The sequence below is a fragment of the Streptomyces sp. NPDC043176 genome (assembly GCF_056436715.1).
Genome location: NZ_JBWKCA010000028.1, coordinates 47640 through 73197, shown reverse-complemented (window position 1 = coordinate 73197; position 25558 = coordinate 47640). Strand labels below are relative to the sequence as shown.

Below are 25558 nucleotides of genomic sequence, written 5' to 3'. Positions count from 1 at the left end.
GGCGAAATACCTGCTCAGGCCGGGTTCAGCCGCCGCTCCCCGGCCGGCACTCCGGTGTCGAGCGTGTTCCCGGGCGGCGGGAACGGGCAGATGAAGTGGTCGGCGAAGGCGCACGGCGGCAGCAGGGCCCGGTTGAAGTCCACCGTCACGGAGCCGTCCGCCGCCGGGGCCTCCGGCCGCAGGAAACGGAAGCGGTAGCTGCCTTGGCCGCTGGTGGCGTCCGCGAAGACCGCCCACAGCGTGCCGTCGTCCTCGACGGCCACCTGGAGGACGTGCTCACCGCCGGGCAGCTCGAAGGACAGCTCCCCGGAGAGGCCCAGCCCGCGCTCCCGGCCGTCGGCGTTCCTCACCCGTACGCTGCGCGTCCCCTCGTACGGACGGTAGACGCCGGGCACCACCCAGCGCTCGTCGTACGGGGTGGCGTCGATGCCCCGGAAGGCGCGGCGCGCCGGCGCCCCGGGATCGAAGTCCCGTACGGCCCAGAGCCCTTCGCGCCGCAGCACGACGAGCCGCCGGCCCGCCTTCTCGACCCGGGACTCGTGGATCGGGGTGTGGTCGGCGCCGAGCCGGACCGTGCCGGCGAACGGCTTGCCGTCGACGGTGAGGCCGTCCCCCGCGCCCGCCGTCAGGAGCACCTCGTCGCCGTCCTCCCGCCATTCGCCGGGAACGGCCGGAATGCGCCCCTCGGGGAAGTCGGCGAGCCAGTGGGTGCCCGCGAGGGAGAGCGGGCCGTACGAGGAGGAGACCGCGGCCTCCCGCTGCTCGTGCCAGTGCTGCCAGTCCTGCCGTGGATCCGTGCTCATGGTGTCCGACCCTTCCATACGGGCTCGGGAAGCCCGAGGTGCGACCGCAGCGTGGTGCCGGAGTAAGCCGTACGGAAGACCCCGCGCTCCTGGAGCAGCGGGACGACCCGGTCGACGAATTCGTCCAGGCCGCCGGGGGTGAGGTGGGGAACGAGGATGAAGCCGTCGGCCGCGTCCGTGGCCACGGACTCCGCCAGCGCCGCCGCGACCGTCGCCGGGGAGCCCACGAAGGACTGCCGGCCGGACGACTCGATGACCGTCTGCCGGATCGACAGCCCCTTCGCCTCCGACAGCGCCCGCCACCTCCTGGCCACCGCCACCGGATCGGCGACCCGCACCCGGCCCTGGACGAGCGCGGAGTCCGGGTCGGGGTCGATGGCCGGAAGTGGTCCGTCGGGGTCGTAGCCGGACAGGTCGCGGCCCCAGATCTGCTCCAGGGCGAGGATCGCGTTCTGCGGGGAGACCTGCTGCCGGCGGATCCCGGCCGCCCGCTCCTGCGCGTCGGCGTCCGTGTCGCCGAGGACGTACGTCACCCCCGGCATGATCTTCAGGTCGCCGGGCGCCCGTCCGTACCGGGCCAGCCGTCCCTTGACGTCGGCGTAGAACTCCCGGCCCGCCTCCGGCGTGGAGTGCCGGGTGAAGATCACGTCGGCGGCCGAGGCGGCGAACTCCCGCCCCTCGGCGGAGTCCCCCGCCTGGATGACGACCGGATGCCCCTGCGGGGAGCGCGGCACGGTGAACTCGCCGCCGATCCGGAACTGCGGCCCGCTGTGGGCGAAGGGCCGCGGGACGCCGTCCGGGGTCCAGGAGTCCCACAACTCCCGGGCGGTGGCGAGGAACTCGGCGGCCCTGGTGTACCGGTCGGACCGGTCCAGGTAGCCGCCGCGCCGGAAGTTCTCGCCGGTGAAGGCGTCCGACGAGGTGACCACGTTCCAGGCGGCCCGGCCCGCGCTCAGGTGGTCGAGCGAGGCCAGCCGCCGGGCCAGCTCGTACGGCTCGTTGAAGGTCGCGTTGACCGTGGCGGCCAGTCCGAGCCGGTCGGTGACGGCGGCCAGCGCGTTCAGGACGGTGATCGACTCGGGCCTCCCGACCACGTCCAGGTCGTGGATGCGCCCCGCGTGCTCGCGCAGCCGCAGCCCCTCGGCCAGGAAGAAGAAGTCGAAGAGACCGCGCTCCGCCGTCCTGGCCAGGTGCTCGAAGGAGGAGAAGTCGATCTGCGAACCGGAACGCGGATCGGCCCAGACCGTGGTCGAGTTGACGCCCGGGAAGTGCGCGGCGAGGTGGATCTGCTTCCGTCCGCCCACGGAGCCGCTCATGAACCCGCTCCCGTCGTCGCGTACTGGCTGACCGGGCGGGCGAGTCCCAGGTGGTCGCGGAGGGTGGCGCCCTCGTAGGCCGTGCGGAACAGGCCGCGCTCCCGCAGCCGCGCCACCGTCCCCGCCGCGAACCGCCCCAGGTCCCGCTCCGGCACGGCCGGCACGAGGTGGAAGCCGTCGACCGCCCCGCCGCCGTGCCAGCCGGCGATCAGCTCGGCGAGCGCCCCCGGCCCGCCCTCGTACGCGTCGAGGTCGACGGTCAGCGAGAGCAGCACCCGCAGCTGCCCGGGTTCCCGGCCCCTGGCGCGGGCGGCCCGGTGCAGCTCGGCGCGGAGGGCCGCGGCCTCCTCGGCGGACGCGGCCCTGACCAGGGCCACGTCGGCGTGGTGGGCGGCGGTGTCCCGGGCGGCAGGGCGGGTGGCGTCGACGACGGTCACCGGATTGCCCTGCGGGGGCCGGGGGACGATGGAGGGGCCCTTGACCGAGAAGGTCGCGCCCTGGAAGTCCACGTGGTGCAGCTTGCGGCGGTCGACGAACCGGCCGGTCGCCACGTCCCGTATCTCGGCGTCGTCCTCCCAGCTGTCCCACAGCTTGCGGGACACCTCGGCGACCTCCCCCGCCTCCTGCCAGAGCTCGGCGACCGGCGGGGCCGGGCGGCGGCCGAAGAGCCGGGCCTCCGCCCCGGTCGGGGACACCGCGATCCCCCAGCCCGCCCGGCCCCGGCTCACCCAGTCGAGGGTGGCGACGGCGGCCTGGACGTGGAAGGGCTCGGTGTGGGTGGTGTGCACGGTCGGTACGAGGCCGACGGAGCGGGTCTCGGGCGCGACCCTGGCGAGGGTGGCGAGCGCGTCGAGGCCCGGCCGGGCGAAGGAGTCGTCATGGGTGACGAAGTCGAGCCCCGCGGCCTCGGCGAGCCGGGCGAGCGCGACCGTACGGGCGGCGGTCTCCGGGCCGGGGCCGGCCCGGCCGGAGCCCGGCGCGAGCTCGGCGGCGAGGTGAAGCGTTCTGGTGCTGGTCATGCGGTCTCTCTCGGTGCGGGGCCGGCCGGTGCGGGACCGGCTTGTGCAGGACGGTCCGGTGCGGGACCGGCTTGTGCAGGACCGTGCGATGCGGGGCCGGCCGGTGGGAGGCCGGTCCGTGCGGGGCCGGTCCGTGCGGGGCCGGGCGGGCCGTGGCCTGTCAGGGGCGTGCTGGTCACGGCGGGTCAGTTCTTGGTGCGGGGCAGGCCGGGCGGGTTGATCTCCGACTTCGTGACGGCCTCGCCGCTCAGCCCCCACCGCTTGAGGACCTCGGCGTAGGTGCCGTTCCGGACGATGTGGTCGATCGCGGCCGCGTAGGCGGCGACGAGACCGCTGTCCTTCTTCGTGGTGGCCGCGATCTTGCCCTGGAGCCCGGCGCCCGCCCCGGAGAACGTGCCGACGGCCTCGGTCTGTCCGGCGGAGGCCACGTGGTAGGCGACGGTGGGGTTGGGGCCGAGGTAGCCGTCGATGCGGCCTGACTGGAGGGCGAGGTAGTAGTCGGTGGTGTTGTCGTAGTACTTGATGTCGACGCCCTTGCGGCCGGCCTTCTCGTTCTGCCGCGACCAGTCGACGAGGATCTTCTCCTGGTTGGTGCCGGAGCCGACCGCGATCCGCTTGCCCGACACGTCCTCGGGGCCCTTCACCGTCCAGCCGGACCCCTTCTTCGCCTCGAAGGCGAGGTCGTCGAGGCGGTAGGTGGCGAAGTCGTACTTGTCCTTGCGCTCCTCGGTGACGGTGACGTTGGAGAAGACGCCGTCGTACTTGCCGCTGTCCAGGCCGACGAAGAGGTTCTCCCAGGAGACCGGGTTGAACTCGGGCTTCAGACCGAGGGTGTCGGCGACGAGGGTGGCGATGTCGAGCTCGACGCCGATGAGCGTCTTGTCGTCGGTGGCGCGGAAGGCGAGCGGCGGGTTGCTCTTCGCGGAGACGCCGAGGATCAGCGTGCCTCTCTTGCGGACGGCCTCGGGCAGCGTCCCGGCGATGGCGTCGACCTTGGCGGTGTGGATCCGGTTCTGGTTCGGGCCCACGTTGATGCCGGTGCCCTTCTGGCCCTCCGGCTTGATCTCGTTGACGGCGGCGTCACCCGAACCGCAGGCGGTGAGCAGCCCGAGGGCGGTGAGCGAGGCGAGGGCGGTGAGGACGGCGCGACGGGTCTTCATGGCGATGCTCCTGTGGGTGGTGAGGGGGGAAGGAAGGAGGGAAGGGGTCAGAGGACCTTGGAGAGGAAGGCGCGGGTGCGCTCGTGGCGCGGGTTGTCGAGCACCTCGGCCGGCGGCCCCTGTTCGACGATCCGGCCCTCGTCCATGAAGACCACGGTGTCGGCGACCTCGCGGGCGAAGCCGATCTCGTGGGTGACGACGATCATGGTGGTGCCGGAGGCTGCCAGGTCCTTGATGACGTCGAGGACCTCGCCGACCAGTTCGGGGTCGAGCGCGGAGGTCGGCTCGTCGAAGAGGAGCAGGCCCGGTTCGAGGGCGAGCGCGCGGGCGATGGCGACCCGCTGCTGCTGTCCGCCGGAGAGCTGCTTGGGGTACGCCTCCGCCTTGTCGGCGAGGCCGACCCGTTCGAGCAGGCTCCGGGCCGCTGCCTCGGCCTCCTTGCGGGGACGCCTGAGGGCCGAGACGGGTGCCTCGACGATGTTCTCCAGGACGGTGAGGTGCGGGAAGAGGTGGAAGTTCTGGAAGACGAAGCCGATCCGGGTGCGCTGCTTGAGGATCTCGCGTTCGCGGAGCTCGTACAGCTTGTTGCCGGAGCGGCGGTAGCCGACGAGGACGCCGTCGACGCTGACCGTGCCGCCGTCGACCTTCTCCAGGTGGTTGACGGTCCGCAGGAGCGTGGACTTCCCGGAGCCGGACGGGCCGAGGACGACGGTGACCTCGCCGGCCCGGACGTCGAGGTCGATGCCGCGCAGGACGTGGAGGGGACCGAAGTGCTTGTGGACGGACCGGATCTCGACCTTGGCGGTGGCGTTCCCGGCCGCGGGGCCGGCGGTGGTGACGGAGCTCATCGGACGCTCCCCTTCGCGTAGTGGCGTTCGACGTAGTGCTGGACGACGGAGAGCGCGGTGGTGAGCAGGACGTACCAGGCGGTGGCGACCATCAGGAGCGGGACGACCCGGCCGTTGCGGCCGTAGACGACCTGCACCTGGTAGAAGAGTTCGCCGATCGCCATGACGGAGACGATCGAGGTGCCCTTGAAGAGCGAGATGATCTCGTTGGCCGCGTTCGGCAGGATCGAGCGCATCGCCTGCGGCAGCACGATCCGCCGGACCTGGCGGAGCCGGGGGATGCCGAGGGAGGCCGCCGCCTCCAACTGGCCCTCGTCCACGGCGAGTACGCCACCCCGGACGATCTCCGCCGCATAGGCCGCCTGGTGCAGGGCGAGCCCGAGGACGGCGGCGCCCATCTCGCCGACCAGACCCATCGTGTCGAAGGAGACGAATCCCGGCCCGAAGGGGATGCCGATGCTCAGCTCCTTGTACAGGTAGGCGAGGTTGAACCAGAACAGCAGCTGGACGATGAGCGGGATCGACCGGAACGCCCAGATGTACGCGAAGGCGACCGACCGCAGGAACGGGCTGGCCGACAGGCGCATGAAGGCGAGGACGATGCCGATGGCGAAGCCGAGGGCGGTGCCGTAGAAGGTCAGCTGGAGGGTGACCCAGACGGCCTGGAGGATCGTCTCCGTGGTGAAGAAGGCGGCGAAGACGTCCCACTCCCAGCCGGGGTTGGTCACCAGACCGTGGCCGAACTGCGCGAGCAGGACGGCGGTGGCCGTGACGGCGACCCAGCGCCAGGGGTGGCGCACCGGGACGACCACGAGCGCGGGCGCCGGAGGCCTGGGGGGCGGGTCCTTCGCGACGCTTTCGGTGGCGGGCGGATCGCTGGTGAGAGACATGGCGGTTCCTCGGACGGTGCGGGGTGGGCGGGGGCGGGGCGGTCGCGGAGAAGGGCGGGGCGGGAAGGGGCGGCGCGGGAGGCGCCGGCGCGGGCCGGGGCGCTCGGCGGCGCCGGCTCGGGAACACGGCGGCGCCGGCCGGTGGAACGCGGCGGCGGTTCAGGCGCTCAGCGGCGCGGGGAGCCGACAGTCCAGGTCGCGCAGGAACGTCAGCACGGCGCGCGCCGTGACATCGTTCTGCCCGAAGGCGGCCCCGCCGGTACGGGGCCGGGTGAACGCCCCGCCCGTGCGGGCGGTGGTGTGCGGCCCGAGCGCGAAGCGGCGCGGGTGCGGGCGGCCGTCGTGTTCCAGGAGCCGGCCGTCGACGGGGTCGACGACGAGGAGGCCGCTCGCGGTGGCCCTGGTCCCCTCCTCGTACAGCGCGCGCAGCAGGGGGCTGCCGGTGAGTTCCAGGGTGGGGTCGGGGAGCCTGGCCTCGACCAGGGCGCGGGCCTCCGTCCACTCCCCCGGCACGGCGGCGGACGAGGCCCGGAAGACCCCGCGCTCCTCGTCGGCCTCGACGGTGACCTGGGGGCCGAGGAAGCGCACGACGCCGGCGCGGGACAGGGCGAGCAGCCGGCGCAGCCGCGGCCCGGGCGGACCGGAGGCGAGGTAGCTGAAGAAGCCGTGCCACCAGACGCCGGGGTCCATCCGCTTCCCGAGTCGCAGGAGCTGGCCGTAGACGGAGAGGAGTCCGGCGAAGACGGCGGCGTCGGGGCTGTGGGCGGGGTCGTGGCGGCGGTTCAGGTCGTCGGTGATGTAGTCGCGCAGTCCGTGCTGGAGCGCCTCGGCGGAGGAGAAGCGGATGCCGTCGAGGGGGTGGTCGAGGGCGTCGAGGTCGAGCCGGTCGGCGGGGTCGGGGACGGCCGCGGCGACGATCGCGGCGATCTCCGCCCCGCGCGGCGGTGCTTCCTCGTACGCCTTCTCGAAGTCGCTCCAGGCGAGCGAGGTCCGCTCGGGATGGGCGGAGAACAGCCGGTGGTAGTGGGCCCAGCCGAGCTCCTTGTCGACGAGCGGCCACACGTCGCGACGGAAGTCGATCGGCCCGGGCCCGCTCAGCAGGGCGTCGGTCTGCTCGGGGCCGAAGAAGCGGGGCAGCGGGGGCCGTTCGCCGTCGAGGGCGTAACCGATCTTCGAGTGGTACGGGACGCCGCGCCGCGATCCGACGTGCAGCACCGGCTCCTTCCCGGAGGGTACGTAGACCAGCGCGTCGCCCTCGCCTTCGTACCGGCCGCCGCGGCCCTCGGTGAGCAGCACCATCAGGTCGACGAAGGCGAGGCCGAGGCCGCGGACGAGGACGGGTTCGCCGGCGGGCAGCGCGGCGAGGTCGGCGTCGGCGGTGAAGTCGGGCGGCAGGTGGACGAGCCGGTGGCGGGCGGCGAAGTCGGCGAGTTCCCGCTGCTCCCGGTCGGGTTCGGCGTCGAGGTGTCCGACGGTGAGGACCACGAGGTCGGCGAGGAGCGGGGTGCCCGCGCCCGCCAGCCAGACCCGCTGGCGTCCCTCGCGGGGGCCGCCGATCCGCAGGGCGGTGGTGCGGTGTTCGTGGACGGTGACGCCGGCGGGCAGGGCGTCGCGGGCCCGCTCGTACACCCAGCGCAGGTAGGCGCCCTGTTCGGGGCGGGTGGGGAAGGTGCGGCCGTCGATGCCGGCCCATTCGGCGAGCGTGGGGCCGGGCCGGACGGGACCTTCGAGCGCGACGGTCTCGTCGGTGAACATCGTGACGTCCTCGGCCTGGGAGTTCATCCAGAGCAGTGGGGACTGTCCGGTGCGCCAGATCCGGCCGGGGCCGGGCGGGTAGGGGTCGACGAGGTGGACGTCGAGCTTTCCTCCGGCGTACAGCTCGGGCAGGTTGGCGGCGAGCCGTTCGAGGAAGCCGGTCCCCCGCGGCCCGGCTCCCACCACGACGATCGAGGGGCGGAGGCTCATCGGGCACCGGCCGTTCCGCGGGCGTAGTACCGCTCGACGTAGTGCTGGCCGACGCCGAGGACCGAGGTGACGGCGACGTACCAGAGGGTGGCGACGAGGAGCAGCGGGATGATCTCGTACGTGCGGTGGTAGACGAGCTGGGTCGAGTAGAGCAGGTCCTGGACGGCGATGACGGAGACGATCGAGGTGCCCTTGAGGGTCCCGATCAGCATGTTCCCGGCCGGCGGGACGATGGCGCGCATGGCCTGCGGCAGCACGATCCGGAAGAGCCTGCGCCACCGGCCGAGGCCGAGGGACTGGGCGGCCTCGATCTGGCCGCGGTCGACGGAGAGGATGCCGCCGCGCACGACCTCGGCGGCGTAGGCCGCCTCGTGCAGGGTGAGGCCGATGACGGCGACGGCGACCGGGCCGAGGAGGTTGACGGTGTTCACGCCGAGGATCTGCGGGTAGAGCACGCCGATGTTGAACCAGAACAGCAGCTGGACCAGGATCGGGGTGGACCGGAAGAACCAGACGTACCCCCAGCTGACCGCGCGCAGAACGGGGTTGGCGGAGAGCCTGAGGACGGCGAGCAGGGTTCCGAGGACGAATCCCAGGGCCATCACGAGGGCGGTCAGCCACAGTGTCAGGCCGAGGCCGCGCAGGACGGACGCGGAGGTGAAGTACTCGGCGACGACGTCCCACTGGAAGGCCTTGTTGCGGACGACCGAGACGAGGCCGAGCGCGAGGAGGACGAGGACGAGGCCCGCGGCGGCCCACTGCCCGGCACGGCGGGTGGGGACGACACGGAGGGCCGGTTCGGTCGGCCGGGCCGTGGAGGGGGTCTTGACGAGGGTCGCGGACATGCGAAGGCTCCGTGGATGCCAGAGAGTGGATCGAACACGGGAGTGCGCCTTCACACGCGCTGAGTGCGGGTCCGGGCCCCTCAGCCCGATCCGCCCTTCGAGGCTATGCGGTCAACACGGCCCGCTGTCAAGGGTGTCCGCACTGTGAGCCGTACGTCTCATCATGGTTGACGTGGCAACGGATGCCTGTTCCACTGAGGCCATGCATCCGCAGCAGCTGGTCAAGCGCTCCCACATCGACTTCGGTCGCGTGTGGTCCTCCTCCTGTTGAGCCGACCCCCTGCTGTGCCCCGCCCGCGTGCTGTTCTCCGCGGCGCCTTCACACCCAGGCCCCTCGTGAGCGCCTGAGCTCTCCCCTCCCCTCGCCGTGCCCTGCCTTTCCCGCGTTCTCCTGCCTTTCCCGCGTCCCCGCGTCCCCGCGTCCTCGCATTCCCGCGTTCCCGCGTTCCCGCGCTCCCCTGCTTCTCCCGCATTTCCGCGTTTCCGCGTTCCCTCTGTCTTCCCCTGTCCTCCTTCGTCCTGAAGGACCGTCATGACCTTCGCGTTGTCCGTTCACCGGACCACGACCACCGACCCCCTGGCGCGCCCCCTCTTCGAGGAGCTGGCGCACGAGTACACGACCCGGTACGGCTCCCCGCACGACCTGACCACCTACCCGGCGGCCGAGTTCACCCCGCCCCACGGCTCCTTCCTGCTCCTCCTGGAGCAGGGCCGGCCCGTGGCCGGCGGCGCCTACCGCCGCTACGACGAGCACACCGCCGAGCTGAAACGGATCTGGACGCACTCGGCGCATCGCAGGCGGGGACTCGCCCGCCGCGTCCTCACCGTGCTCGAACGGGAGGCCGCCGCCCGCGGCTACTCCCGCGTCTTCCTGACGACCGGCCCGCGCCAGCCGGAGGCCAAGGGCCTCTACCTGGCGAGCGGCTACCGCCCGCTCTTCGACGTGACCGCCGATCCCGAGTCGATCGGCCCACTGCCGTTCGAGAAATTCCTGGAGAACCCGAAGCCATGAGCACGCGCACGAGTTCCGGCACCACACGCACCACCGCCGTCTTCGCCCTGATCACCGCCGCCGCGCTCGCCCTCACCGCCTGCTCGGGCGGCGAACCGGCCACCGCGCCGGCCGGGGCCTCGGGGGCTCCGGGCGCCGCGAAGGGCGCGCTCCCGACCGACGACGTCGTGTCGGGGGTCCGGAAGAACGACGCGGCGGCGAAGCTGCTCCCCGCCGACGTGCGGCAGCGGGGCAGCCTCACGTTCGCGGCGTCGGTAGCGACCCCGCCCAGTTCCGCGTACCTGCCCGACGGCACGACCGTGGTGGGCGTGGACGCCGACTTCTCGGCCGCCGTGACGAAGGCGCTCGGCCTGGAGCTCAAGCGGGAGGTGGTGGGCTTCGAGGCGATCCTGCCGGCGCTCGGCAGCGGCAAGTACGACGTCGGCACCGGGAACTTCGGCGTGACCGAGGAGCGGCGCAAGACCATCGACTTCGTCACGTACGTCAACGACGGCCAGGGCTTCGCCGCCCGGGCCGACAGCCCCCTGAAGGCGGTCACCGACCTCACGCAGCTGTGCGGCCTGAAGGTGGCCGTGAACGCCGGCACCACCTTCGAGCGGACCCTGGAGAAGAACAGGGGCCGGTGCGCGGAGGCCGGTCTGAAGCCGTACGAGGTGAACGTCTACAGCGAGGCCGGCGCCATCTGGATGTCGCTCCGGCAGGGCCGCAGCGACGTCGTGATGAACACCATCAACGGCGTGCGGTACGCGGTGACCCAGCAGCCGAACGTGAAGTTCCTCAACGAGTACCGGCGGCTCGACGTCGGCTTCGCCTTCAAGAAGGGCACCCCGCTCGCCCCCGCCTTCCAGGCGGCCGTCAACGGCCTGAAGGCCGACGGGACGTACGACCGGATCCTGCGGAAGTGGGGGGTGACGGGGTCGGGCATCGCCCGCTCGGAGATCTCCCCGCCGGAGATCCCGGCACCGACGAAGTAGCGGTACGGGGCCCGGCGGGGTCGATGGGCGTGCGTCAGCAGTCGCAGCCGCAGTCGCAGCCTCCGCAGCAGCCGTCACCCTCGCAGCAGGAGGAGCAGTTGCCGCAGCAGTCACAGCAGTCGCAGCAGCTGCCGGGGTCGCACTGCTGGCAGAGGCCTTCGCGCCGCTGGCGGCTCCACGGGTCCTCGAAGGTGCCGCAGCACATCTGGCAGGTGCAGGCCAGGCCCACCCAGAGGGCGCATCCGGCGATCAGCCCGCGCCGGTTGGGCGGTTCGGGCGGGAACGGCCCGCCGGGTCCGCCGGGTCCGCCGGGGCCGGGGGCGTACGGACCGCCGGGGCCGCCGGGACCGGGGGCGTAGGGGTTGCCGGGCCCCGGGCCGCCGGGAGTGGCGTACGGGTTCCCCGGCACCGGACCGTGCGCGTGCGGGGCGCCCTGTCCCGCCCCGGCGTGCGAGCAGCTCGTCGTGCCGAAGGCGCGGTCCACGGAGGCGCGGAGCTCGTGGGCGAGGAGGACGTGGGCGAGCTTGCCGTCGGCGAACTCGGCGTCCTTCAGGGCGAGACGGATGCCGTGCAGGGCGTCGTCGGCGAGGCGCCGGGCCTCCTCGCGGGAGGTGCCGGTGGCGGTGAGCGGGTTCCAGGCGCCGGTCGAAGCGTCGGCGGCCTGGTCCTCGACGGCGTCGAGGAGGTGGGCGAGCCGGCCGAAGAGCCGGCCGGCCTCGGCGAGCGGCTCCGCGTTCCCCGGCCGGCCGGCGAGGACGGCGGTGTGCGCGAAGGCGGCCGCCGTCGCCGTCTCGGTCGGCTCGGTGACGGTGAGCAGGGGGGTGCCGATTCCCGCCAGGGTCTCGAGGCCGGTCTGCCGGTCGACGGCGTCGACGAGGACGGCGGTGTCGAAACCGAGGGAGCGGCCCGTCCTGGCCCCGGCCTTGTCCCAGGAGCGGGCGACCCGGCGGGCCGCGGCGGCGACGGGCCGGCGGGCCAACAGGCCGTCCCGGTCGGCGACGTGGTCCCGCACCTTCGCGGAGGCGAGGACGAGCGAGACGGCTGCGGCGAGCCGGGCGCCCTCGCCCCGGGCCACCGGGGCGGTCCGCATGCCGCGGAGCGGACAGGGGCCCGCCGTGCGGCGGCCGCTCGCGACGGCGCCGGTCTGAGCCTCCGTCAGAACCGAGACGATGAGCCCGTCGTAGTTGGTCACGACGCGGGCGAACTGCCCGTGGTCGGCGCGGAGCGCCAGGCAGAGGCCGCAGAGGTGGGCCATCCACTCGACTTTCAGACCGTCGGTGAGCCGGTGTGCGCAGGGCCTGACGATTCCGAACAACTGACTCCCCCGTGGGCGGTGCGACGTGCCGCCGAGCGGCCTCGCGGCATGGTAGCGAGCCGGGCCGTTCACCCGTACGCGCCCATCGTCACCCATCCGGCCCGACTTTCATATTTTCAGCAACATGGCCCTCCCTCAGGCCCCGCATACCGCAAGATTCCTGACGAATCGCCAGAAAACGGCCCTCACGTTCTGCACCAGTACCGTCACGAATCCCCTGCGCGCCGACTATCCACTTGGCGCGCGATCCGCATCATGGACGACGATGGGTATGCGGAACCACAAGTGACCGCGCTGAAAGGAGGCGTCCATGGGATCGGTGCGCAAGGCGAGTGCCTGGCTGGGACTCGTCGAGGACAACGACGAGCGTTACTACGACGACGAGTACGCCGACGGTGCCGAGAGCGGCGACGCCTGGGTGACGGACCCCCGGGTCCGGGTCGCCACGGACACCGCCGAGGAACGGGGCCGCCGGATCGCCACCGTCTCCCCGGACGGCTTCCGGGACGCCCGGAGCATCGGCGAGCTCTTCCGGGACGGCGTCCCGGTGATCGTGAACCTGACCGCGATGGAGGGCAACGACGCCAAGCGCGTCGTCGACTTCGCCGCCGGTCTCGCCTTCGGCCTGCGCGGCTCGATCGAGCGGGTGGCGACGCGGGTCTTCCTGCTGACCCCCGCCGACACCCAGATCGTCACCGGCGAGTCGGGCCGGCGCCGTCAGGACGGCTTCTTCAACCAGAGCTGAGCGGGCCCGCCGGCCCGGCGCGGCGCGTCCCGGGCGACCGGGTCAGTGCGCCGGGCTCCCCGAGCCGGCGGGCTCGATCGCTTCCCGGGTCGTGGGCACCCGCGACTCACACGGCTCCGCGGCCTTCAGCACGTCCACGACCTCCGCCTGACCCACCGGACGGTCCACCACCCGCGCCACCCGCGGCTCACACGGCTCCGCGGCCTTCAGCACGTCGAAGGCCTCCGCCTGGTCCACCGGGCATTCCATGGCCCGGGGCAGTCGCCGGGCCATCAGCGCGCCCAGGAGCAGCAGCCCGGCGCTCACGCAGAGGGTGACGTGCAGGCCGGTCACGAAGGAGTGCCGGGCGGCCTGGTGCAGGGCGTCACCGGCGGCGCCGCCGAGCTGGTCGGCGACCTTGTAGGCCTCGCCGAGCGAGTTCGCGGCGGCCTGGCTCGCCTCCGCGGGCACCCCGGGGACACCGTCGAGCCCGGGGGCGTAGGCCGCGTTCATCACGCTGCCGAGCAGGGCGATGCCCATGCCGGCGCCGAGCTGGTACGAGGTCTCGCCGATCGCGGCCGCGCCGCCCGCGCTCTGCTGCGGCGCCTCGCTGAGCATCGACTCGTACGCCGAGAAGAGCGTGGTCTGCAGGCCGAAACCGAGCAGCACGAAGCCCACGGTGAGCAGCAGCGGCCGGTCGTCCTGTCCCATCAGGGTCAGCAGCAGCACGGCGGCGGCGGTGAGGACGAAGCCCCAGCCGACCATCCGGCGCGGCCCGATCCTGCGGAGGGTGTACGAGCCGGTGGCGCCGGCGGCCATGGCGGCGAAGGTCAGCGGGAGGAGCCGGAGACCGGTCTCCAGGGGGCTGAGCCCGAGGACCAGCTGGAGGTACTGGACGGCGATGAGCTCCAGGCCGACCAGCGCCAGCATGCCGATGACGATGCACCCGACCGAGGTGGTGAAGGCGGCCCGGGAGAAGAGCCGTAGGTCGATCAGCGGGTGCGGGCGCCGCTTCTGCCGCCGCACGAAGAGGACGAGGAGCGCGGCGCCGACGAGCAGCGGGCCCGCGGTCGGGAGGGCGAGGAACGGTTCACCGGCCCCGGCGCGCTTGACGCCCAGGACGCAGCCGAGGACGCCGGCCGCGGCCATGAGGGCGCCGAGGACGTCCCAGGGGCCGTCGGCTCCGCCCCGGGACTCCGGGAGGAGCCGGCGGCCGAGCGGCAGGATGAGGGCCATCAGCGGGATGTTGATGAGGAAGACGGAGCCCCACCAGTAGTGCTCGACGAGGAACCCGCCGAGGACCGGTCCCGTGGCGGCGCCGATCGCGGCGACCGCGGTCCAGATGCCGATGGCGGTGGCGCGCTCGCGCCGGTCGGGGAAGACCGTCCGCAGGATGGAGAGCGTCGCGGGCATGATCATCGCGCCGCCGACGCCGAGCAGCGCGCGGGCCGCGATGAGGACCGGGGGTTCGGTGGCGAGGGCGGCGACCGCCGAGGCGATGCCGAACAGGGCGTAGCCGAGGAGGAGGACCCGCCGGCGTCCGATCCGGTCCCCGAGGGTGCCGAAGAGGATCAGCAGCGAGGCACAGATCAAGGGGTAGGCGTCGACGATCCAGAGCAGCGCCGTGGAGCTGGGGCGCAGGTCCTCGGTGAGCGAGGGGACGGCGACGTGGAGGATGGTCGCGTCGAGGGCGACCAGCAGGAGGCTGACGCAGAGGACGACGAGGACGACCCACCGGTTGGTGCTTCTGCCGGCAGTGGCACGCGATCGCCCTTGGGCCGTGTTCGTCCGCGACATGTACGTACCTCCCAGTGAAGCTCTCGCGCTCGGCGGGCCCCGGACCAGGGCGTATGCCCCTGGGGCGGCCCGGCATCGACGGGCGAGTGAGCCGTCAGCGTACGCGAGTTCAAGCCCCGAGCGCGTGGTGCAGCTCTCACCCCGGCGGGCCGCCGGGTGTGGCGTACGCCACTCCGCGCGGTCTGCGCGTCGCATGGAATTCCGCACGGACGCCTGTTTGAAGGAATTCCGCCACCTTCAAACACCCTTCCGGAATCGCCTTCCTCGGCAATAGGGCTGAAGGTCATAGGATTTACAGACCGACGTCTGGAATAGACCACTCGCTGAGACCTACTCCACATCACATCGTCATCACGAAGGGACCGGATCGACCGGGTCTGCTTCTCACTCCCTGTAACGTCGATTGGGTGCGTACCGACATCTTTGCCCGGCTGGACCGGGAGCCGGAACCGCCGAAGATAGAGGTCCCGCGGATGACCCGCACGCGTCTCGCCCTCTTCGGCGGGACGTCGGCGTTCTATCTGGCCATCGTCGTGGCGGTGTTGCTGTCGACCTGGCTGGTGACCCTCGACTGGAAGATCATGCTCTTCCGGCCGTACCAGCAGTGGCCGGAGATCCACGGATTCCTCGACTACTACGTCGTCCTCGGTCAGCGCGGCCCCACGGCCGTCATGGTGGCCGCGTGGCTGGGCTGGCGCTCCTGGCGCCAGCACACCCTGCGGCCGCTCCTCTGTCTCGGCGCCGCCCTGCTGCTGCTGAACGTCTCGGTCGGCGCGGTCAAACTCGGTCTCGGCCGGCTCGGCCCCCACTACGCGACCCAGGTCGGCTCCGCCGAGCTGTTCGCCGGCGGCGACATATTCCCCTCGGGTCACACCGCCAACGCGGTCGTGACCTGGGGCATCCTCGCCTACCTGGCGACCACCCCGCGGGCCCGGCGCTACCTGTCCGCCCTGTCCGCCGTGGTCGCGCTCGGCGTGGGCCTCACCACCGTCTACCTCGGCACGCACTGGCTGAGCGACGTCCTCCTCGGCTGGGCCGCCGGGCTCCTCGTCCTGCTCGCCCTGCCGTGGTGCGAGCCGTTCCTCGCCGTGGCGGAGTCCTGGATCCTCGCCGCCCGCGACCGCGCGCAGGAGCGGCTGCGGGAGCGCCGCCGCCTCGTGCCCTCGCTGCCGGTGGCCTCCGGCGGTCCGCGCCCCGGGTTCTTCCCGCCGCGACCGCCCGCGACCGAGGAGCCGGCCCGCGAGCCGGTCCGCGAACCCGTGGGGGTGGCCGGCGGACGGCGCGCCCCGGCGACCCGCGGCTGACGCGTCACGCGGTACGAGAAGGGCCCCGGCCACCACGGCCGGGGCCCTTCCTCGTGCGACCGGGGCTCCGTCAGCCGAGCCAGCAGCGGGTGACGGAACCGTCCTCGACCTCGAAGTTGATGCGCCCCGACAGGTACTCCATGGTGATGATCGAGCCGGGCGGCAAGGACCTGACGACCTTCCAGCCGCGCGCCCTGGCGAGCTGCTCGGCGCCTTCCGCGTCGAGGCCCACATAGGACTCGGGAGCGTCGCGGGGCGGTTCGGGAGTGCGTGATGTGGGTGACATGGAGCTCACGTTAGTCCCTCGGCGGTCACGCTTGTGTCACAAGTTCTCGACATATGTTTGACACGCCGACCGTCACCCGTGGGGGCTATTTCCGGCCGTTTCTCCGGTAATTCAGGAGTGTGACGGTCAGTTCGCACGAAGCCGCCGGAAGCCTTCGCCCCCGCATACCCAATTCCTTCTTCCCGCGTTCCCGTACCGAATTGCGGCGGCGACGCGCACGCAAGCCGCCCACTCTTCCCTTACAGAATGCTTACGCTCGCCGAACGCCCGGAGACGCGGAGCCGGGAGGGCGGCGGGGCGGAGGCGGCCACGGGCGCCAGGACAGCGACCGCGACCGTCGAATCGGCCCGGGAACGACACGGCCGCATCCTGATCGACCGGCTCACCACGACCGACCACAAGGAAATCGGCCATCTCTGTCCGGCCACCGCGTTCCTGTTCCTCCTCCGCCGGGTTCCCCCCTGACTTCCCGGTGCAGCACCGGCTCGGTGCCGAGGGCACGCCCCGGCGGTACGCGGACTACGAGCGGATGCGGCTCACGAGCCCTCCGCCGATCCCGCTGCCGTCCGGTCGAGAGCACGGGACAGACGGTCCCTGAGGGCCCGGACCCGGTCCGTCAGCTCCGACGGCTCGACCACCTCGAAGTCGAAGCCCATCAGCGACACGTGGATCACCAGGACGTCGAGGCTGTGCGCCCCCGTCCGGAGCAGACAGCTCCCGTCGCCGTCGGCCTCCAGGGTGCCGTCCAGCGGACCCACCACCGAGGCCGCCTCGGCGAGCGGCACGAACAGCCGGACCGTCGCCTCCGCCGCGTACGCGGCCCTCGACACGCCCTTCGAGACATAGGCGGCCAGATCCTCGGCCGGCGGTTCGCGGGGCGGGAAGCGGGGACCGTGCGGCGGCTTCGGCTCGATCCGGTCGGCCCGGAAGGTGCGCCAGTCACCCCGGTCCAGGTCCCAGGCGACCAGGTACCAGCGCCGCTCGGAGCAGACCAGGCGGTGCGGCTCGACGGTCCTGCGGGTGCTCGCTCCGCCGTGGTCCCGATAGGCGAAGCGGAGCCGCTCACCGTCCCGGCAGGCGTTGGCCAGCTCGGTGAGGACCGCCGGGTCGACCCGGTCCTTCGGCGTGCGCATCATCGGGACCGTGAAGGTGTTGAGCGCCGAGATCCGCCGCCGCAACCGGCACGGCAGGACCTGCTCCAGCTTGGCCAGGGCGCGTACGGAGCTCTCGCCGATGCCCTCGACGCCCTGGCCCGCGGCGGCGCGCAGGCCGACCGCGACCGCCACGGCCTCCTCGTCGTCGAGGAGCAACGGCGGAAGCTCGGCCCCGGCGCCGAGCTGGTAGCCGCCGCCCGTGCCGGGAGTGGCGTGCACCGGGTAGCCCAGCTCGCGCAGCCGGTCGACGTCCCGCCGCACCGTGCGCGGGGTCACCCCGAGCCGGTCGGCGAGATCGGGCCCCGACCACTCCCGGTGGGCCTGGAGCAACGAGAGCAGGCGCAGCAGCCGCGCGGAGGTCTCCAACATGTCCCGAGTCTGTCAGCCCTCGCGGACAGCCACGGTCCGCGATGAGCCTCCCGCCCGCCGGGCGGGGGGCCGCGTCAGCGGAAGCGGCGGACGATCCGGCCGGCCCTCGCCTTCTGCGTGTAGACGGCGTCGACGACCCGGCCCACCGCCCGGTGGAGCGTCACCCGCCCCGCGGAGTACGTGCGCCGGCTCGCGCCCCGCTCGACGAGCTCCGACCAGAGCGCCTCGTGCCGGGCGGCGATCCGGCCCGGGTCGAAGCGCTCGGAGGCGGCCAGCGCCGCCCGCGCCGTCTTGGCGCGCAGTTCGTCGTCCTCGACGAGGCCGCGCAGCGCCCGCGCGAACGCGGCGACGTCGTCGACCGGCACCAGGCGCCCGTCGACCCCGTCCTCGATGATCTCGCGGGGCCCGTTCGGGCAGTCGGTGGAGACCACCGGAAGGCCGCAGCGCATCGCCTCCACGATCGTCATCCCGAAGGACTCCCGCTGCGAGGTCACCGCCGCGATCGAGCCCTTGGCCCACTCCGGTTCCATCGGGGTCACCGACCCCATGAGGAAGACCTGTTCGCCGAGGCCCCGCTCCTTGATCTGCCGGGCCAGCGGGCCCTTGAGGTCCTGGACGGCGTCGCCGGTGCCGTAGATCCGCAGCTTCCAGTCGGGGTGGTCGACGGCCACGTCCGCGAAGGCGTCGATCAGCACGTCGTACCGCTTGACCCGGGTCAGCCGGCCCGCCGCGACGACGATCTTCGCCGCCGGGTCGGCGGGCGGCACCGACGGCACGGGCACGCTGTTGGGCACGGACTCGACGCGTACACCCGGCAGGTCCAGCTTCCGGTAGGCGCGGGCGTCCGCCTCGGTGACGGTCGTGACGGCGTCGAGGAGCGCGTACTCGTGGGCGATGTCCCGGCGCAGCCGGTAGCTGTGGCCGTCGAGGATGAGGTGCTCCTGCCCCACGAGGACCGGCCCCCGCCGGGCCTGCCGGGCGAGGTGCACGTTGAGCCCGGGGCGGGTGCCGACGAGGACGTCGGCCTCGACCCCCCGCAGGTGTTCGCCGATCCGGGCGTCGGTCAGCGCGCTGTACTGCTTCCAGCGTCCGTCGCCGCGCGGGAAGACCTCGGCGGGGCGGTGGTGGTCGGGGTGGTCGCCGTCGTATCCGGGACCGTCCTCGCGCAGGTCGACGAGGTGGCGCAGTGTCACCCCCGCGGGCAGGCCCAGGAGTGGACGGTCGCGGTGGCGGAACACCGAGACGATCTCGACCTCGTGGCGTTCCGCCAGTTCCTCGGCGAGCGTGAACGTCGTCCGGATGGTGCCGCCGTAGTGGTAGCCGTTGTGGAGCAGGAAGGAGATACGCATGACGCCGCCGGTTCCCCCCGGTCAGTCGTTTCTTTCGGTCGCCCGACTGTACTGCCGGTACGGGGGGCCACCGTCACGGGCGATAGGGGAGCTGGGGCACGGTCGCGCAGTTCCGCGTCATCTCGCCCTGGCTCACCCAGCCCCGGCCGTCCTGCCAACGGGCCACGGACAGACAGGTGTTCCGGGTGGCCGGCGGCCGCTCCAGCCGCTCGAACCGGACGGGGAGCAGCAGTCCGCGCGCGGTGTACGGTTCCGGCCGGTTCATGAACTCCTCGACGCACGCGCGCGTGAGGCCGTCCCCGGCCAGGCAGGAGCGGGCCGCGTCGGTGAACCACATCGCCGCCGCCCATCCCTCCAGCTGCCACTGGGAGAGCGGCCGTTGCCCCATGCCCGTACGGAACTCGCGGACGGCGGGGTGGCCGGTGTCCATGTGGTTGCGGCTGGAGCCGGTCGCCCACAGGGCGCCCAGGCAGCCGGGGGCTCGGGCGTAGTCGCGGGCGACGGACGAGGACCAGTTCTGCACGTTGGTGACCTTGGCGGCGACCCGTACCCCGAGCGTCTCCATGGCCTCGCAGAGCCGCACGTTCCCGTGGGTGTCCATCGCGTCGAACAGGACGTCGACGTGCCGGTCGCGCAGATCGGCGGCGACCGCGCGGAAGTTGGGCAGCGCGAAGTCCACCTGCTCGTCGACGACCCGGTAGCCCTCGGCGCGCAGCCCGTCCGCGACCAGCCGGGCGTACGCGGCGGAGGCGGCCTGGTTGTACGAGACGACGGCGGCGGTCTTCGCCCCCTTCTCCCGCGCGAACCAGCGGTAGACCTCGGTCCCGCCGTACAGCGTCCCGTTCCAGCCGGGCTCGCCGCCGGTGCGCGGGGCGGAGCTGCCGTAGATCCCGTAGAGGTGCGGATACGTGTCGTACGCGGGTGTCAGGGGCTGACCACCGACGTCGGGGACCCCGGCCCGGGCGACGAGGGGCGCGCCCGCGTAGTGCAGGGCGGTGGTGGCGACGAGGGCGAAGACCCGGCGCTCGTCGACGAGCCGGTGCACGCACGCGTTGTTCCCGACTCCGCTGCCGCCGTCGTCGCAGGTCTCGACCTCGACGCGGCGCCCGTCGAGGCCGCCCCGTGCGTTGAGCGCGTCGAAGTAGGCGCGGGCTCCGTCGCGCGGGCCGGTGAACGCCTGGCCGCCGACCGGGCTGGTGGCGCTCGTGATGATCCCGACGCGGAGCGGCTCACCACCGGAGGGGGCGGCGGAGGGCCGCGTCTCGAAGGCGCGCTCGGGGAGCCGGCTGCCGCACGCCGTCAGGAGCGCGAGCAGCGCGGCCAGGAACAGCGCCGCGACCGCCTCAGCAGCCCGGGACGGTGACACCGCTCAGCTCGACCAGGCCGCACAGCGTCTTCACGGAGACCTTCCAGGTGCCGTCCTGGAGGACCGAGGTTCCTCGGGAGTCGGGGAGGGCGACGTTGCCGTCGACGAGCAGGTCGTAGGTGACGTTCGCCCCGCTGGGCGAGGTGAAGTCGACGTTGTCGACCTTCGCCGAGGTCGCGGCGGCGTTCTTGTCGCCCGCGAAGGCCGCGAGCACGGGCGCCATCTGTTCGCCGTTCTCCAGGAGCCCGGTCTTCTCCGCCGTCGGGGTGTCCGGGTCGAAGAAGGCCGTCCAGTTGTCGGTGATCTCGGCGCGCGCGGCGGCGGGGTCCTCCGGCTGGGCGGCGCCGCCGGGTGGCTCGGCCGTCTGCCCGGGCGGCGCCGTCGTGGTGGCCTGCTCCCCGGACGCGTTCCCGTCGTCCGAGCAGCTCGCGAGGGCGGGGGTCAGGGCCAGGACCGCGGCGGCCGCGAGTGCTGCCGCACGTCGACTGAGAACCATGTGGCTCACCACCGGGTGTCCGCGCAGGCCGGACGGCCTGATGATTCCAGGGTGGGACTATTCAGAACATAGCGCAAGAAAGAGGGCATCTCGCAGGGAGGCTGCCGTGGCGTCGACATCCCGGATCCTGCTGTGGGGCGGTCTCGCGGCGGCCGCCGCCGGCGCGGTGCTGTGCGCCCTCGGCTGGTACGGGATCTCCGGCGAACGCTTCGCGGAACGGCAGCTGCCCTACCTCGCCTCGTGCACGCTGCCCGGGGCGGCGCTGATCGTGGCGGGCGCGGTGCTCGCCGGGGCGGCCGCGCTGCTTCCCGTACGCCCCGGGGAGCCCTCCCCGCCCGCACCGGAGGAGCCTCCTCCGCCCTCCTCGGACGATCCGCCGCTGCGGGTGCCCGGCGGCACCCTCGCGCACCGCCCGGACTGCCCCCTGGTCGCGGGCAAGGCGGAGGCGACCGAGGCGGGGGCCGCCGCGCTCGACCCCTGTCCGGTGTGCGAGCCGTGGCCTCCCTGACGTACGAGCTGACGCTCGCCGGCCTCGCGGTCGGCAGCGCGGCCGCCCTCACCGGCATCGGCCTGGTCGTCACCCACCGCGCGACCGGGGTCCTCAACCTCGCCCACGGCGCCGTGGCGATGATCTGCGCGTACGTCCTGCGGCAGCTCGTGGTCGAGTGGGGCTGGCCGCTGCCCCTCGGCGCCCTCGTCACGCTCCTCGTGGTCGCGCCCGGCATCGGGCTCGCCCTGGACCGCGGGGTGTTCCGGCCCCTCGCCCTCCTCGGCCCGAACCCGGCGCGGACCCTGGTGGCCTCCCTCGGCGTCTTCGTGCTCCTGGTGGGCGCGGCCGTGCTGCTGTGGGGTCCCGGCGCACGGGACGACGCGCCCGTCCTGCTCGGCGACGACCCGTGGGCCCAGCTCGCGGCGGTGGTGGCGCTCGCCTGCCTGGTGGGGGCGGTGACCCGGTGGACCCGGTTCGGGCGTGAACTGCGGGCCGTGGTCGACAACCGGCCGCTCGCGGTGCTCTCGGGGATCGACGCGGACCGGGTGGCGGCGGCCGGCTGGGCGTTCGGCTCGTTCACGGCCGGGCTCACCGGGGTGCTCCTCGCCCCCTACGTACGGCTCGACCCGTACGGGATGCCGCTGCTCGTCATCGAGGTGATCGCGGTCGCGGTGATCGCCCGGATGCGGTCGCTGCCGGTCGCGGTGGCGGCGGCGCTCGCCATCGGCGTCGCCCAGGCCCAGCTGACCCGGCTGCACCCGGAGGGCTGGGCCGGACCGCTCGTGCAGGCCGTCGGGGCGAACCTGTTCGTGGTGGCGCTCCTGGTGGCGGCGCTCGTCCTGCCGGGCATCGGCGGCAAGGGCCGCGACGCGCTGCCGCCGCCGGTCCGCGAGGCACGCGTGCCCGGCGGTCTGTGGGTCGTGGTGGGCGTCCTGTTCCTCCTCCCCCTCGGCCTCGCCGGCTCCGACCTGCACACGGCGGTCCAGGTCCCGGCGCTCGCCGTGATCCTGCTGTCCCTCGTCGTGGTGGCGGGCCGGGGCGGCCAGATCGCGCTCGGCCAGGCGGCGTACGCGGGCCTCGGCGCCCTGTTCACGGCCCTGCTCGCGACGGGCGGGGTGCCGGCCCTGGTCGCCCTGGGCCTCGCGGTGCCGATGGTGGCCGCCGTGGGCCTGGTGACGGGCCGGCCGGCGATCCGGCGGCACGGCCTCGCCCTGGCCCTCGCGACCCTCGCCGTCGGGGTGGCCGTCAGCCGCTTCGTCCTCACCCAGCCGTACGCGACGGCGGGCCTCTCCCTCGGCCGCCCGGCGGGCTTCTCCGACGACCGCGCCTTCTACGCCCTGGAGCTGGGCGTCCTGGCCTGCTGCCTGGCCCTCGTGGCCGCCCTGCGCCGGGGCCGCACGGGCCGCGCCCTCGCCGCGCTCCGCGACCACGAACCGGGCGCCGAGGCGGCGGGCGTCCCCGTGCCCGGCCTCAAGCTCCTCGCCTTCGTCCTGGGCTCCGCCCTCGCCGCCCTCGGCGGCGGCCTCCTCGGCATGGGCCTGCGCGCCTTCGACCCCGAGGCGTACGACCCCGTCCGCGGCCTCCTCTGGTTCGCCGCCGTCCTCGCCCTCGGCGCCGACAGCCTCCTCACCCCCCTGGCCGGCGCCGCCCTCCTCGTCACCCTCGACGCCGGCCCCCACGCCGGCGTCGCCGCCGTCCTCATCGGCCTCCTGGCCATGCTCACGGGCCGGATCCCCCCGCTGACGACCCTCCTGCCCGCCGGCCCGCCGACCCGCCCCCGGCCACGCCGGACGCTCGCGAAGGGGACCCGCCGGAGGGCGGTCGCGACCCCCGCGACACCGCCGACGACACCGCCGCCCACCGGCGCCACGCCCCGGCGGCCCCCCGCCGACGGGACCCGCCGGACGCCGGTGGCGGGCCCGGTGGCACCGCCGACGGAGCCGCCGGCCCCCGGTGCCACGGCCCGGCGGATCCCCGCCGACAAGAGCCGCCGGACGCCGGGCGCCGACGGCCCCGTGCGCCCCGCGAGGGACTCCGCGCCCGCGCCGCGGCTGCGCGCGCACGACCTCACGCTCACCTACCCCGGCGGGACCACCGCCCTGTCGCACGTCACCCTCGGCCTCGGCCCCGGGCGCGTGACCGCCCTGGTGGGGCCCAACGGGGCGGGCAAGAGCACCCTCTTCGACTGCCTCGCCGGAACACTCCGGCCCCGCGAGGGCCGGATCACGCTCGACGGCGCCGACATCACGGCCCGCTCCGCCCACGCCAGGACCCGCCTCGGCATCGCCCGCACGTTCCAGCGGCTGGCGGTCTTCCCGTCGCTCACCGTGGAGGAGAACGTCCGGCTGGGCGAGGAGCGGGGCCATGTGCGGGGCGGCCCGGCGGCGGTGGAGCGCAGCCTGCGGCTGGTCGGACTCGCCGGTGCCGTACGGCACCGGGCGGCGGCGGACCTGCCCACCGGGACCCTGCGCCGGGTGGAGCTGGCCCGCGCGCTGGCGGGGCAGCCGCACACGCTGCTCCTGGACGAACCGGCGGCCGGCCTCGACGCCACCGAGACGGCGGCGCTCGCGCGGATCCTCGCCGCCCTCGCCGCGGACGGCCTGACGGTCCTGGTGGTGGAGCACGACCCGGACCTCGTCCGGGGGATCGCCCACACGGTGCACACCATGGAGGGGGGCCGGATCGTGTCATGAGCGTCGAGATCGCGCTCCGCGCCGCCCGGGTCCGCTACGGCCCCCTGGAAGCCCTGCACGGGGTCGACCTGCCCGTGCCGGCCGGGGCGGTGACCGTGCTCCTCGGCCGGAACGGCGCCGGCCGGACCACCGCCCTGCGCGCCCTCGCCGGCACGGTGCGGCTCTCCGCGGGCCGGGTGCTGTGGCGTGGCGCCGACGTGACGCGGCTCCCCGCGCACGAGCGGGCCCGCCGCGGGCTGTGCTTCGTACCGGACCTGCGGGCGGTGTACGAAGGCCTCACGGTCGCCGAGAACCTCGCGCTCACCTCCCCCGGCCCCGCCTCCCCCGACCCGTACCCCGAGCTCCTCCCCCTGCTGTCCCGCACCGCGGGAACGCTCTCGGGCGGGGAGCGCCGGATGCTGGCGCTCTCACGCGCCCTGACGGCGCCCGCGCGCGTGGTGCTGGTCGACGAGCCGTCCCTCGGCCTGGCCCCGGCGATCGCGGCCCGTACGTACCGGCTGTTCGCCGCGCTCGCCGTACGGCACGGCGCGGCGGTGGTGCTCGCCGAGCAGCACGTGCCGGACGCCCTTCCGCCGGGCTCGCTCGTCCACGAGCTGCGGCGCGGCTCCCTCGCGTGGAGCGGGGAGCCGGCCGAGCTCGCCTGACGCCGGCCCCGGGACGTCAGAGCGGTGCGATCCGCAGCATGGTGCCGACGACGATCCGGTTCGGGTCGGGCCCGATCAGGCTCCGGTTCGCCGCGTACAGCGCCTGCCAGCCGCCCTTGATCGCGAACCGGCGGGCGATCGAGCCGAGGGTGTCCCCGACCTGCACGGTGTGGACGCGCCCGCTCAGCCCGTACCGCTTGGAGCAGACGGGCCAGGCGCTCCACCCCTGGGTGCGCAGCACCTCCTCCGCGACCGTGATCTGCTGCGACCGGGTCGCCAGGTCGGCGCGCGGGGCGTACCGCAGTCCGCCGTGCTCGACCCAGGTCGGCTGCCAGAACTGGAGGCCGCCGTAGAAGCCGTTGCCGGTGTTGGCGTCCCACTGCCCGCTGGACTCGCACGCGGCGACGCAGCCCCACGGCCACTGGTCCTTGGCGCAGGCGTAGGACGGCACCGAGGCGGCGCCCCGGAGCGCGTCCGACACCTCCAGGAGGACGGCGGCGGCCTCCCGGGCGGCGACGGAGGCCTCCCGGGCCGCGTCGGGCACGTCCCGGAGGCCGCCGGGCCCGTCCCCGACCGCCTCGGCCCCGGCCGCGACCGCCTCGGACCGGATCCCGGCCGTCTCGGGCCCGTCCTGGGCCCGGGCGGACGCCGGGGCCGGCGTCAGGAGCGCGACCGCGGACGCCGCCACGAGGGAACCGGCTGTCCAAAATCGGATCTTCGACATCGCCGCAGGCTAGGC

Annotated in this window: 24 protein-coding genes; 8 read left to right on the top strand and 16 right to left on the bottom strand. The window is 73.8% G+C overall.

The window, feature by feature from the left end; all coding sequences use genetic code 11:
* Positions 1 to 14: 14 nt before the first annotated feature.
* The 8 genes from AC067A_RS32805 to AC067A_RS32770 all read right to left on the bottom strand — a co-directional run bounded on the left by AC067A_RS32805 (position 15) and on the right by AC067A_RS32770 (position 8846).
* Positions 15 to 803 (bottom strand): DUF1684 domain-containing protein, encoded by a 789-nt coding sequence (locus AC067A_RS32805; RefSeq protein WP_479246604.1) that lies wholly within the window; start codon positions 801 to 803, stop codon positions 15 to 17.
* On the bottom strand, positions 800 to 2119 hold the full coding sequence (locus tag AC067A_RS32800) for an NtaA/DmoA family FMN-dependent monooxygenase (RefSeq protein WP_479246603.1): 1320 nt from the start codon (positions 2117 to 2119) through the stop codon (positions 800 to 802). Before AC067A_RS32800 ends, AC067A_RS32805 begins: the two co-directional genes overlap by 4 nt.
* On the bottom strand, positions 2116 to 3138 hold the full coding sequence (locus AC067A_RS32795; protein ID WP_479246601.1) for an LLM class flavin-dependent oxidoreductase: 1023 nt from the start codon (positions 3136 to 3138) through the stop codon (positions 2116 to 2118). Before AC067A_RS32795 ends, AC067A_RS32800 begins: the two co-directional genes overlap by 4 nt.
* A 185-nt stretch (positions 3139 to 3323) precedes the next feature.
* On the bottom strand, positions 3324 to 4298 hold the full coding sequence (locus AC067A_RS32790) for an ABC transporter substrate-binding protein (protein WP_479246600.1): 975 nt from the start codon (positions 4296 to 4298) through the stop codon (positions 3324 to 3326).
* Between the two features lie 47 nt (positions 4299 to 4345).
* Positions 4346 to 5146, bottom strand: coding sequence for an amino acid ABC transporter ATP-binding protein (locus tag AC067A_RS32785; protein WP_479246599.1), 801 nt, complete (start codon positions 5144 to 5146; stop codon positions 4346 to 4348).
* Positions 5143 to 6036 (bottom strand): amino acid ABC transporter permease, encoded by an 894-nt coding sequence (locus tag AC067A_RS32780; protein WP_479246598.1) that lies wholly within the window; start codon positions 6034 to 6036, stop codon positions 5143 to 5145. The genes AC067A_RS32785 and AC067A_RS32780 overlap by 4 nt, the downstream gene beginning before the upstream one ends.
* 159 nt (positions 6037 to 6195) lie before the next feature.
* A complete protein-coding gene (locus AC067A_RS32775; protein WP_479246597.1) occupies positions 6196 to 8001 on the bottom strand; it encodes an FAD/NAD(P)-binding protein in 1806 nt (601 codons plus the stop codon).
* The gene (locus AC067A_RS32770) at positions 7998 to 8846 is read right to left on the bottom strand and encodes an amino acid ABC transporter permease (protein ID WP_479246595.1); all 849 of its coding nucleotides are present in this window, start codon (positions 8844 to 8846) and stop codon (positions 7998 to 8000) included. The genes AC067A_RS32775 and AC067A_RS32770 overlap by 4 nt, the downstream gene beginning before the upstream one ends.
* A gap of 532 nt (positions 8847 to 9378) precedes the next feature.
* Between AC067A_RS32770 and AC067A_RS32765 the strand changes: the two genes are divergently transcribed.
* Together AC067A_RS32765 and AC067A_RS32760 are read left to right on the top strand one after the other, a co-directional pair.
* Complete coding sequence (locus AC067A_RS32765) at positions 9379 to 9858, top strand: GNAT family N-acetyltransferase (RefSeq protein ID WP_479246594.1); 480 nt, start codon at positions 9379 to 9381, stop codon at positions 9856 to 9858.
* The gene (locus tag AC067A_RS32760) at positions 9855 to 10832 is read left to right on the top strand and encodes an ABC transporter substrate-binding protein (RefSeq protein WP_479246592.1); all 978 of its coding nucleotides are present in this window, start codon (positions 9855 to 9857) and stop codon (positions 10830 to 10832) included. The genes AC067A_RS32765 and AC067A_RS32760 overlap by 4 nt, the downstream gene beginning before the upstream one ends.
* Positions 10833 to 10866: 34 nt before the next feature.
* On the opposite strand, the gene AC067A_RS32755 is transcribed toward AC067A_RS32760, so the two are convergent.
* A complete protein-coding gene (locus tag AC067A_RS32755) occupies positions 10867 to 12147 on the bottom strand; it encodes a DUF5685 family protein (protein ID WP_479246590.1) in 1281 nt (426 codons plus the stop codon).
* A 310-nt stretch (positions 12148 to 12457) separates the two neighbouring features.
* On the opposite strand from AC067A_RS32755, the gene AC067A_RS32750 reads away from it, so the two are divergent.
* A complete protein-coding gene (locus AC067A_RS32750) occupies positions 12458 to 12892 on the top strand; it encodes a cell division protein SepF (RefSeq protein WP_017241572.1) in 435 nt (144 codons plus the stop codon).
* Positions 12893 to 12934: 42 nt separating this feature from the next.
* On the opposite strand, the gene AC067A_RS32745 is transcribed toward AC067A_RS32750, so the two are convergent.
* On the bottom strand, positions 12935 to 14668 hold the full coding sequence (locus AC067A_RS32745; protein ID WP_479246588.1) for an MFS transporter: 1734 nt from the start codon (positions 14666 to 14668) through the stop codon (positions 12935 to 12937).
* Between the two features lie 473 nt (positions 14669 to 15141).
* Between AC067A_RS32745 and AC067A_RS32740 the strand changes: the two genes are divergently transcribed.
* Entirely contained in the window at positions 15142 to 15972 is an 831-nt protein-coding gene (locus AC067A_RS32740) for a phosphatase PAP2 family protein (RefSeq protein WP_479246587.1), read from the top strand.
* A gap of 70 nt (positions 15973 to 16042) precedes the next feature.
* Here AC067A_RS32740 and AC067A_RS32735 read toward each other — a convergent pair whose 3' ends face one another.
* A complete protein-coding gene (locus AC067A_RS32735; RefSeq protein WP_479246586.1) occupies positions 16043 to 16258 on the bottom strand; it encodes an I78 family peptidase inhibitor in 216 nt (71 codons plus the stop codon).
* 246 nt (positions 16259 to 16504) lie between these two features.
* Between AC067A_RS32735 and AC067A_RS32730 the strand changes: the two genes are divergently transcribed.
* Positions 16505 to 16723 carry a hypothetical protein gene (locus tag AC067A_RS32730; RefSeq protein ID WP_479246584.1) on the top strand — a complete coding sequence of 73 codons (219 nt, stop codon included), beginning with the start codon at positions 16505 to 16507 and terminating at the stop codon, positions 16721 to 16723.
* Between the two features lie 71 nt (positions 16724 to 16794).
* On the opposite strand, the gene AC067A_RS32725 is transcribed toward AC067A_RS32730, so the two are convergent.
* The 4 genes from AC067A_RS32725 to AC067A_RS32710 form a co-directional block, all read right to left on the bottom strand.
* Positions 16795 to 17781, bottom strand: a complete 987-nt coding sequence (locus tag AC067A_RS32725; RefSeq protein ID WP_479246582.1) for a helix-turn-helix transcriptional regulator — start codon at positions 17779 to 17781, stop codon at positions 16795 to 16797.
* Between the two features lie 74 nt (positions 17782 to 17855).
* Positions 17856 to 19130: a glycosyltransferase family 4 protein gene (locus AC067A_RS32720; RefSeq protein WP_479246580.1), complete on the bottom strand. Its 1275-nt coding sequence runs from the start codon at positions 19128 to 19130 to the stop codon at positions 17856 to 17858.
* Between the two features lie 73 nt (positions 19131 to 19203).
* Positions 19204 to 20496: an ABC transporter substrate-binding protein gene (locus AC067A_RS32715; RefSeq protein WP_479246579.1), complete on the bottom strand. Its 1293-nt coding sequence runs from the start codon at positions 20494 to 20496 to the stop codon at positions 19204 to 19206.
* Complete coding sequence (locus AC067A_RS32710; protein WP_479246578.1) at positions 20474 to 20992, bottom strand: MTB12 C-terminal domain-containing protein; 519 nt, start codon at positions 20990 to 20992, stop codon at positions 20474 to 20476. Before AC067A_RS32710 ends, AC067A_RS32715 begins: the two co-directional genes overlap by 23 nt.
* Positions 20993 to 21098: 106 nt before the next feature.
* Here AC067A_RS32710 and AC067A_RS32705 point away from each other — a divergent pair, with 106 nt between their 5' ends.
* From AC067A_RS32705 to AC067A_RS32695, 3 genes are read left to right on the top strand one after another with little or no spacing between them, the layout of a single operon-like run.
* Complete coding sequence (locus AC067A_RS32705; RefSeq protein WP_479246577.1) at positions 21099 to 21500, top strand: hypothetical protein; 402 nt, start codon at positions 21099 to 21101, stop codon at positions 21498 to 21500.
* Positions 21488 to 24175: an ABC transporter permease subunit gene (locus AC067A_RS32700; RefSeq protein WP_479246576.1), complete on the top strand. Its 2688-nt coding sequence runs from the start codon at positions 21488 to 21490 to the stop codon at positions 24173 to 24175. The genes AC067A_RS32705 and AC067A_RS32700 overlap by 13 nt, the downstream gene beginning before the upstream one ends.
* Complete coding sequence (locus AC067A_RS32695; RefSeq protein WP_479246574.1) at positions 24172 to 24819, top strand: ABC transporter ATP-binding protein; 648 nt, start codon at positions 24172 to 24174, stop codon at positions 24817 to 24819. The genes AC067A_RS32700 and AC067A_RS32695 overlap by 4 nt, the downstream gene beginning before the upstream one ends.
* 16 nt (positions 24820 to 24835) lie before the next feature.
* On the opposite strand, the gene AC067A_RS32690 is transcribed toward AC067A_RS32695, so the two are convergent.
* Positions 24836 to 25543 (bottom strand): LysM peptidoglycan-binding domain-containing protein, encoded by a 708-nt coding sequence (locus tag AC067A_RS32690; RefSeq protein WP_479246572.1) that lies wholly within the window; start codon positions 25541 to 25543, stop codon positions 24836 to 24838.
* Positions 25544 to 25558 lie beyond the last annotated feature (15 nt).

Bases quoted from the DNA above. Each gene is read 5' to 3' on its own strand.
- AC067A_RS32805 (WP_479246604.1), bottom strand. From the start codon at position 803: ATGAGCACGGATCCACGGCAGGACTGGCAGCACTGGCACGAGCAGCGG.
- AC067A_RS32800 (WP_479246603.1), bottom strand. From the start codon at position 2,119: ATGAGCGGCTCCGTGGGCGGACGGAAGCAGATCCACCTCGCCGCGCAC.
- AC067A_RS32795 (WP_479246601.1), bottom strand. From the start codon at position 3,138: ATGACCAGCACCAGAACGCTTCACCTCGCCGCCGAGCTCGCGCCGGGC.
- AC067A_RS32790 (WP_479246600.1), bottom strand. From the start codon at position 4,298: ATGAAGACCCGTCGCGCCGTCCTCACCGCCCTCGCCTCGCTCACCGCC.
- AC067A_RS32785 (WP_479246599.1), bottom strand. From the start codon at position 5,146: ATGAGCTCCGTCACCACCGCCGGCCCCGCGGCCGGGAACGCCACCGCC.
- AC067A_RS32780 (WP_479246598.1), bottom strand. From the start codon at position 6,036: ATGTCTCTCACCAGCGATCCGCCCGCCACCGAAAGCGTCGCGAAGGAC.
- AC067A_RS32775 (WP_479246597.1), bottom strand. From the start codon at position 8,001: ATGAGCCTCCGCCCCTCGATCGTCGTGGTGGGAGCCGGGCCGCGGGGG.
- AC067A_RS32770 (WP_479246595.1), bottom strand. From the start codon at position 8,846: ATGTCCGCGACCCTCGTCAAGACCCCCTCCACGGCCCGGCCGACCGAA.
- AC067A_RS32765 (WP_479246594.1), top strand. From the start codon at position 9,379: ATGACCTTCGCGTTGTCCGTTCACCGGACCACGACCACCGACCCCCTG.
- AC067A_RS32760 (WP_479246592.1), top strand. From the start codon at position 9,855: ATGAGCACGCGCACGAGTTCCGGCACCACACGCACCACCGCCGTCTTC.
- AC067A_RS32750 (WP_017241572.1), top strand. From the start codon at position 12,458: ATGGGATCGGTGCGCAAGGCGAGTGCCTGGCTGGGACTCGTCGAGGAC.
- AC067A_RS32745 (WP_479246588.1), bottom strand. From the start codon at position 14,668: ATGTCGCGGACGAACACGGCCCAAGGGCGATCGCGTGCCACTGCCGGC.
- AC067A_RS32740 (WP_479246587.1), top strand. From the start codon at position 15,142: ATGACCCGCACGCGTCTCGCCCTCTTCGGCGGGACGTCGGCGTTCTAT.
- AC067A_RS32735 (WP_479246586.1), bottom strand. From the start codon at position 16,258: ATGTCACCCACATCACGCACTCCCGAACCGCCCCGCGACGCTCCCGAG.
- AC067A_RS32730 (WP_479246584.1), top strand. From the start codon at position 16,505: ATGCTTACGCTCGCCGAACGCCCGGAGACGCGGAGCCGGGAGGGCGGC.
- AC067A_RS32725 (WP_479246582.1), bottom strand. From the start codon at position 17,781: ATGTTGGAGACCTCCGCGCGGCTGCTGCGCCTGCTCTCGTTGCTCCAG.
- AC067A_RS32720 (WP_479246580.1), bottom strand. From the start codon at position 19,130: ATGCGTATCTCCTTCCTGCTCCACAACGGCTACCACTACGGCGGCACC.
- AC067A_RS32710 (WP_479246578.1), bottom strand. From the start codon at position 20,992: ATGGTTCTCAGTCGACGTGCGGCAGCACTCGCGGCCGCCGCGGTCCTG.
- AC067A_RS32695 (WP_479246574.1), top strand. From the start codon at position 24,172: ATGAGCGTCGAGATCGCGCTCCGCGCCGCCCGGGTCCGCTACGGCCCC.
- AC067A_RS32690 (WP_479246572.1), bottom strand. From the start codon at position 25,543: ATGTCGAAGATCCGATTTTGGACAGCCGGTTCCCTCGTGGCGGCGTCC.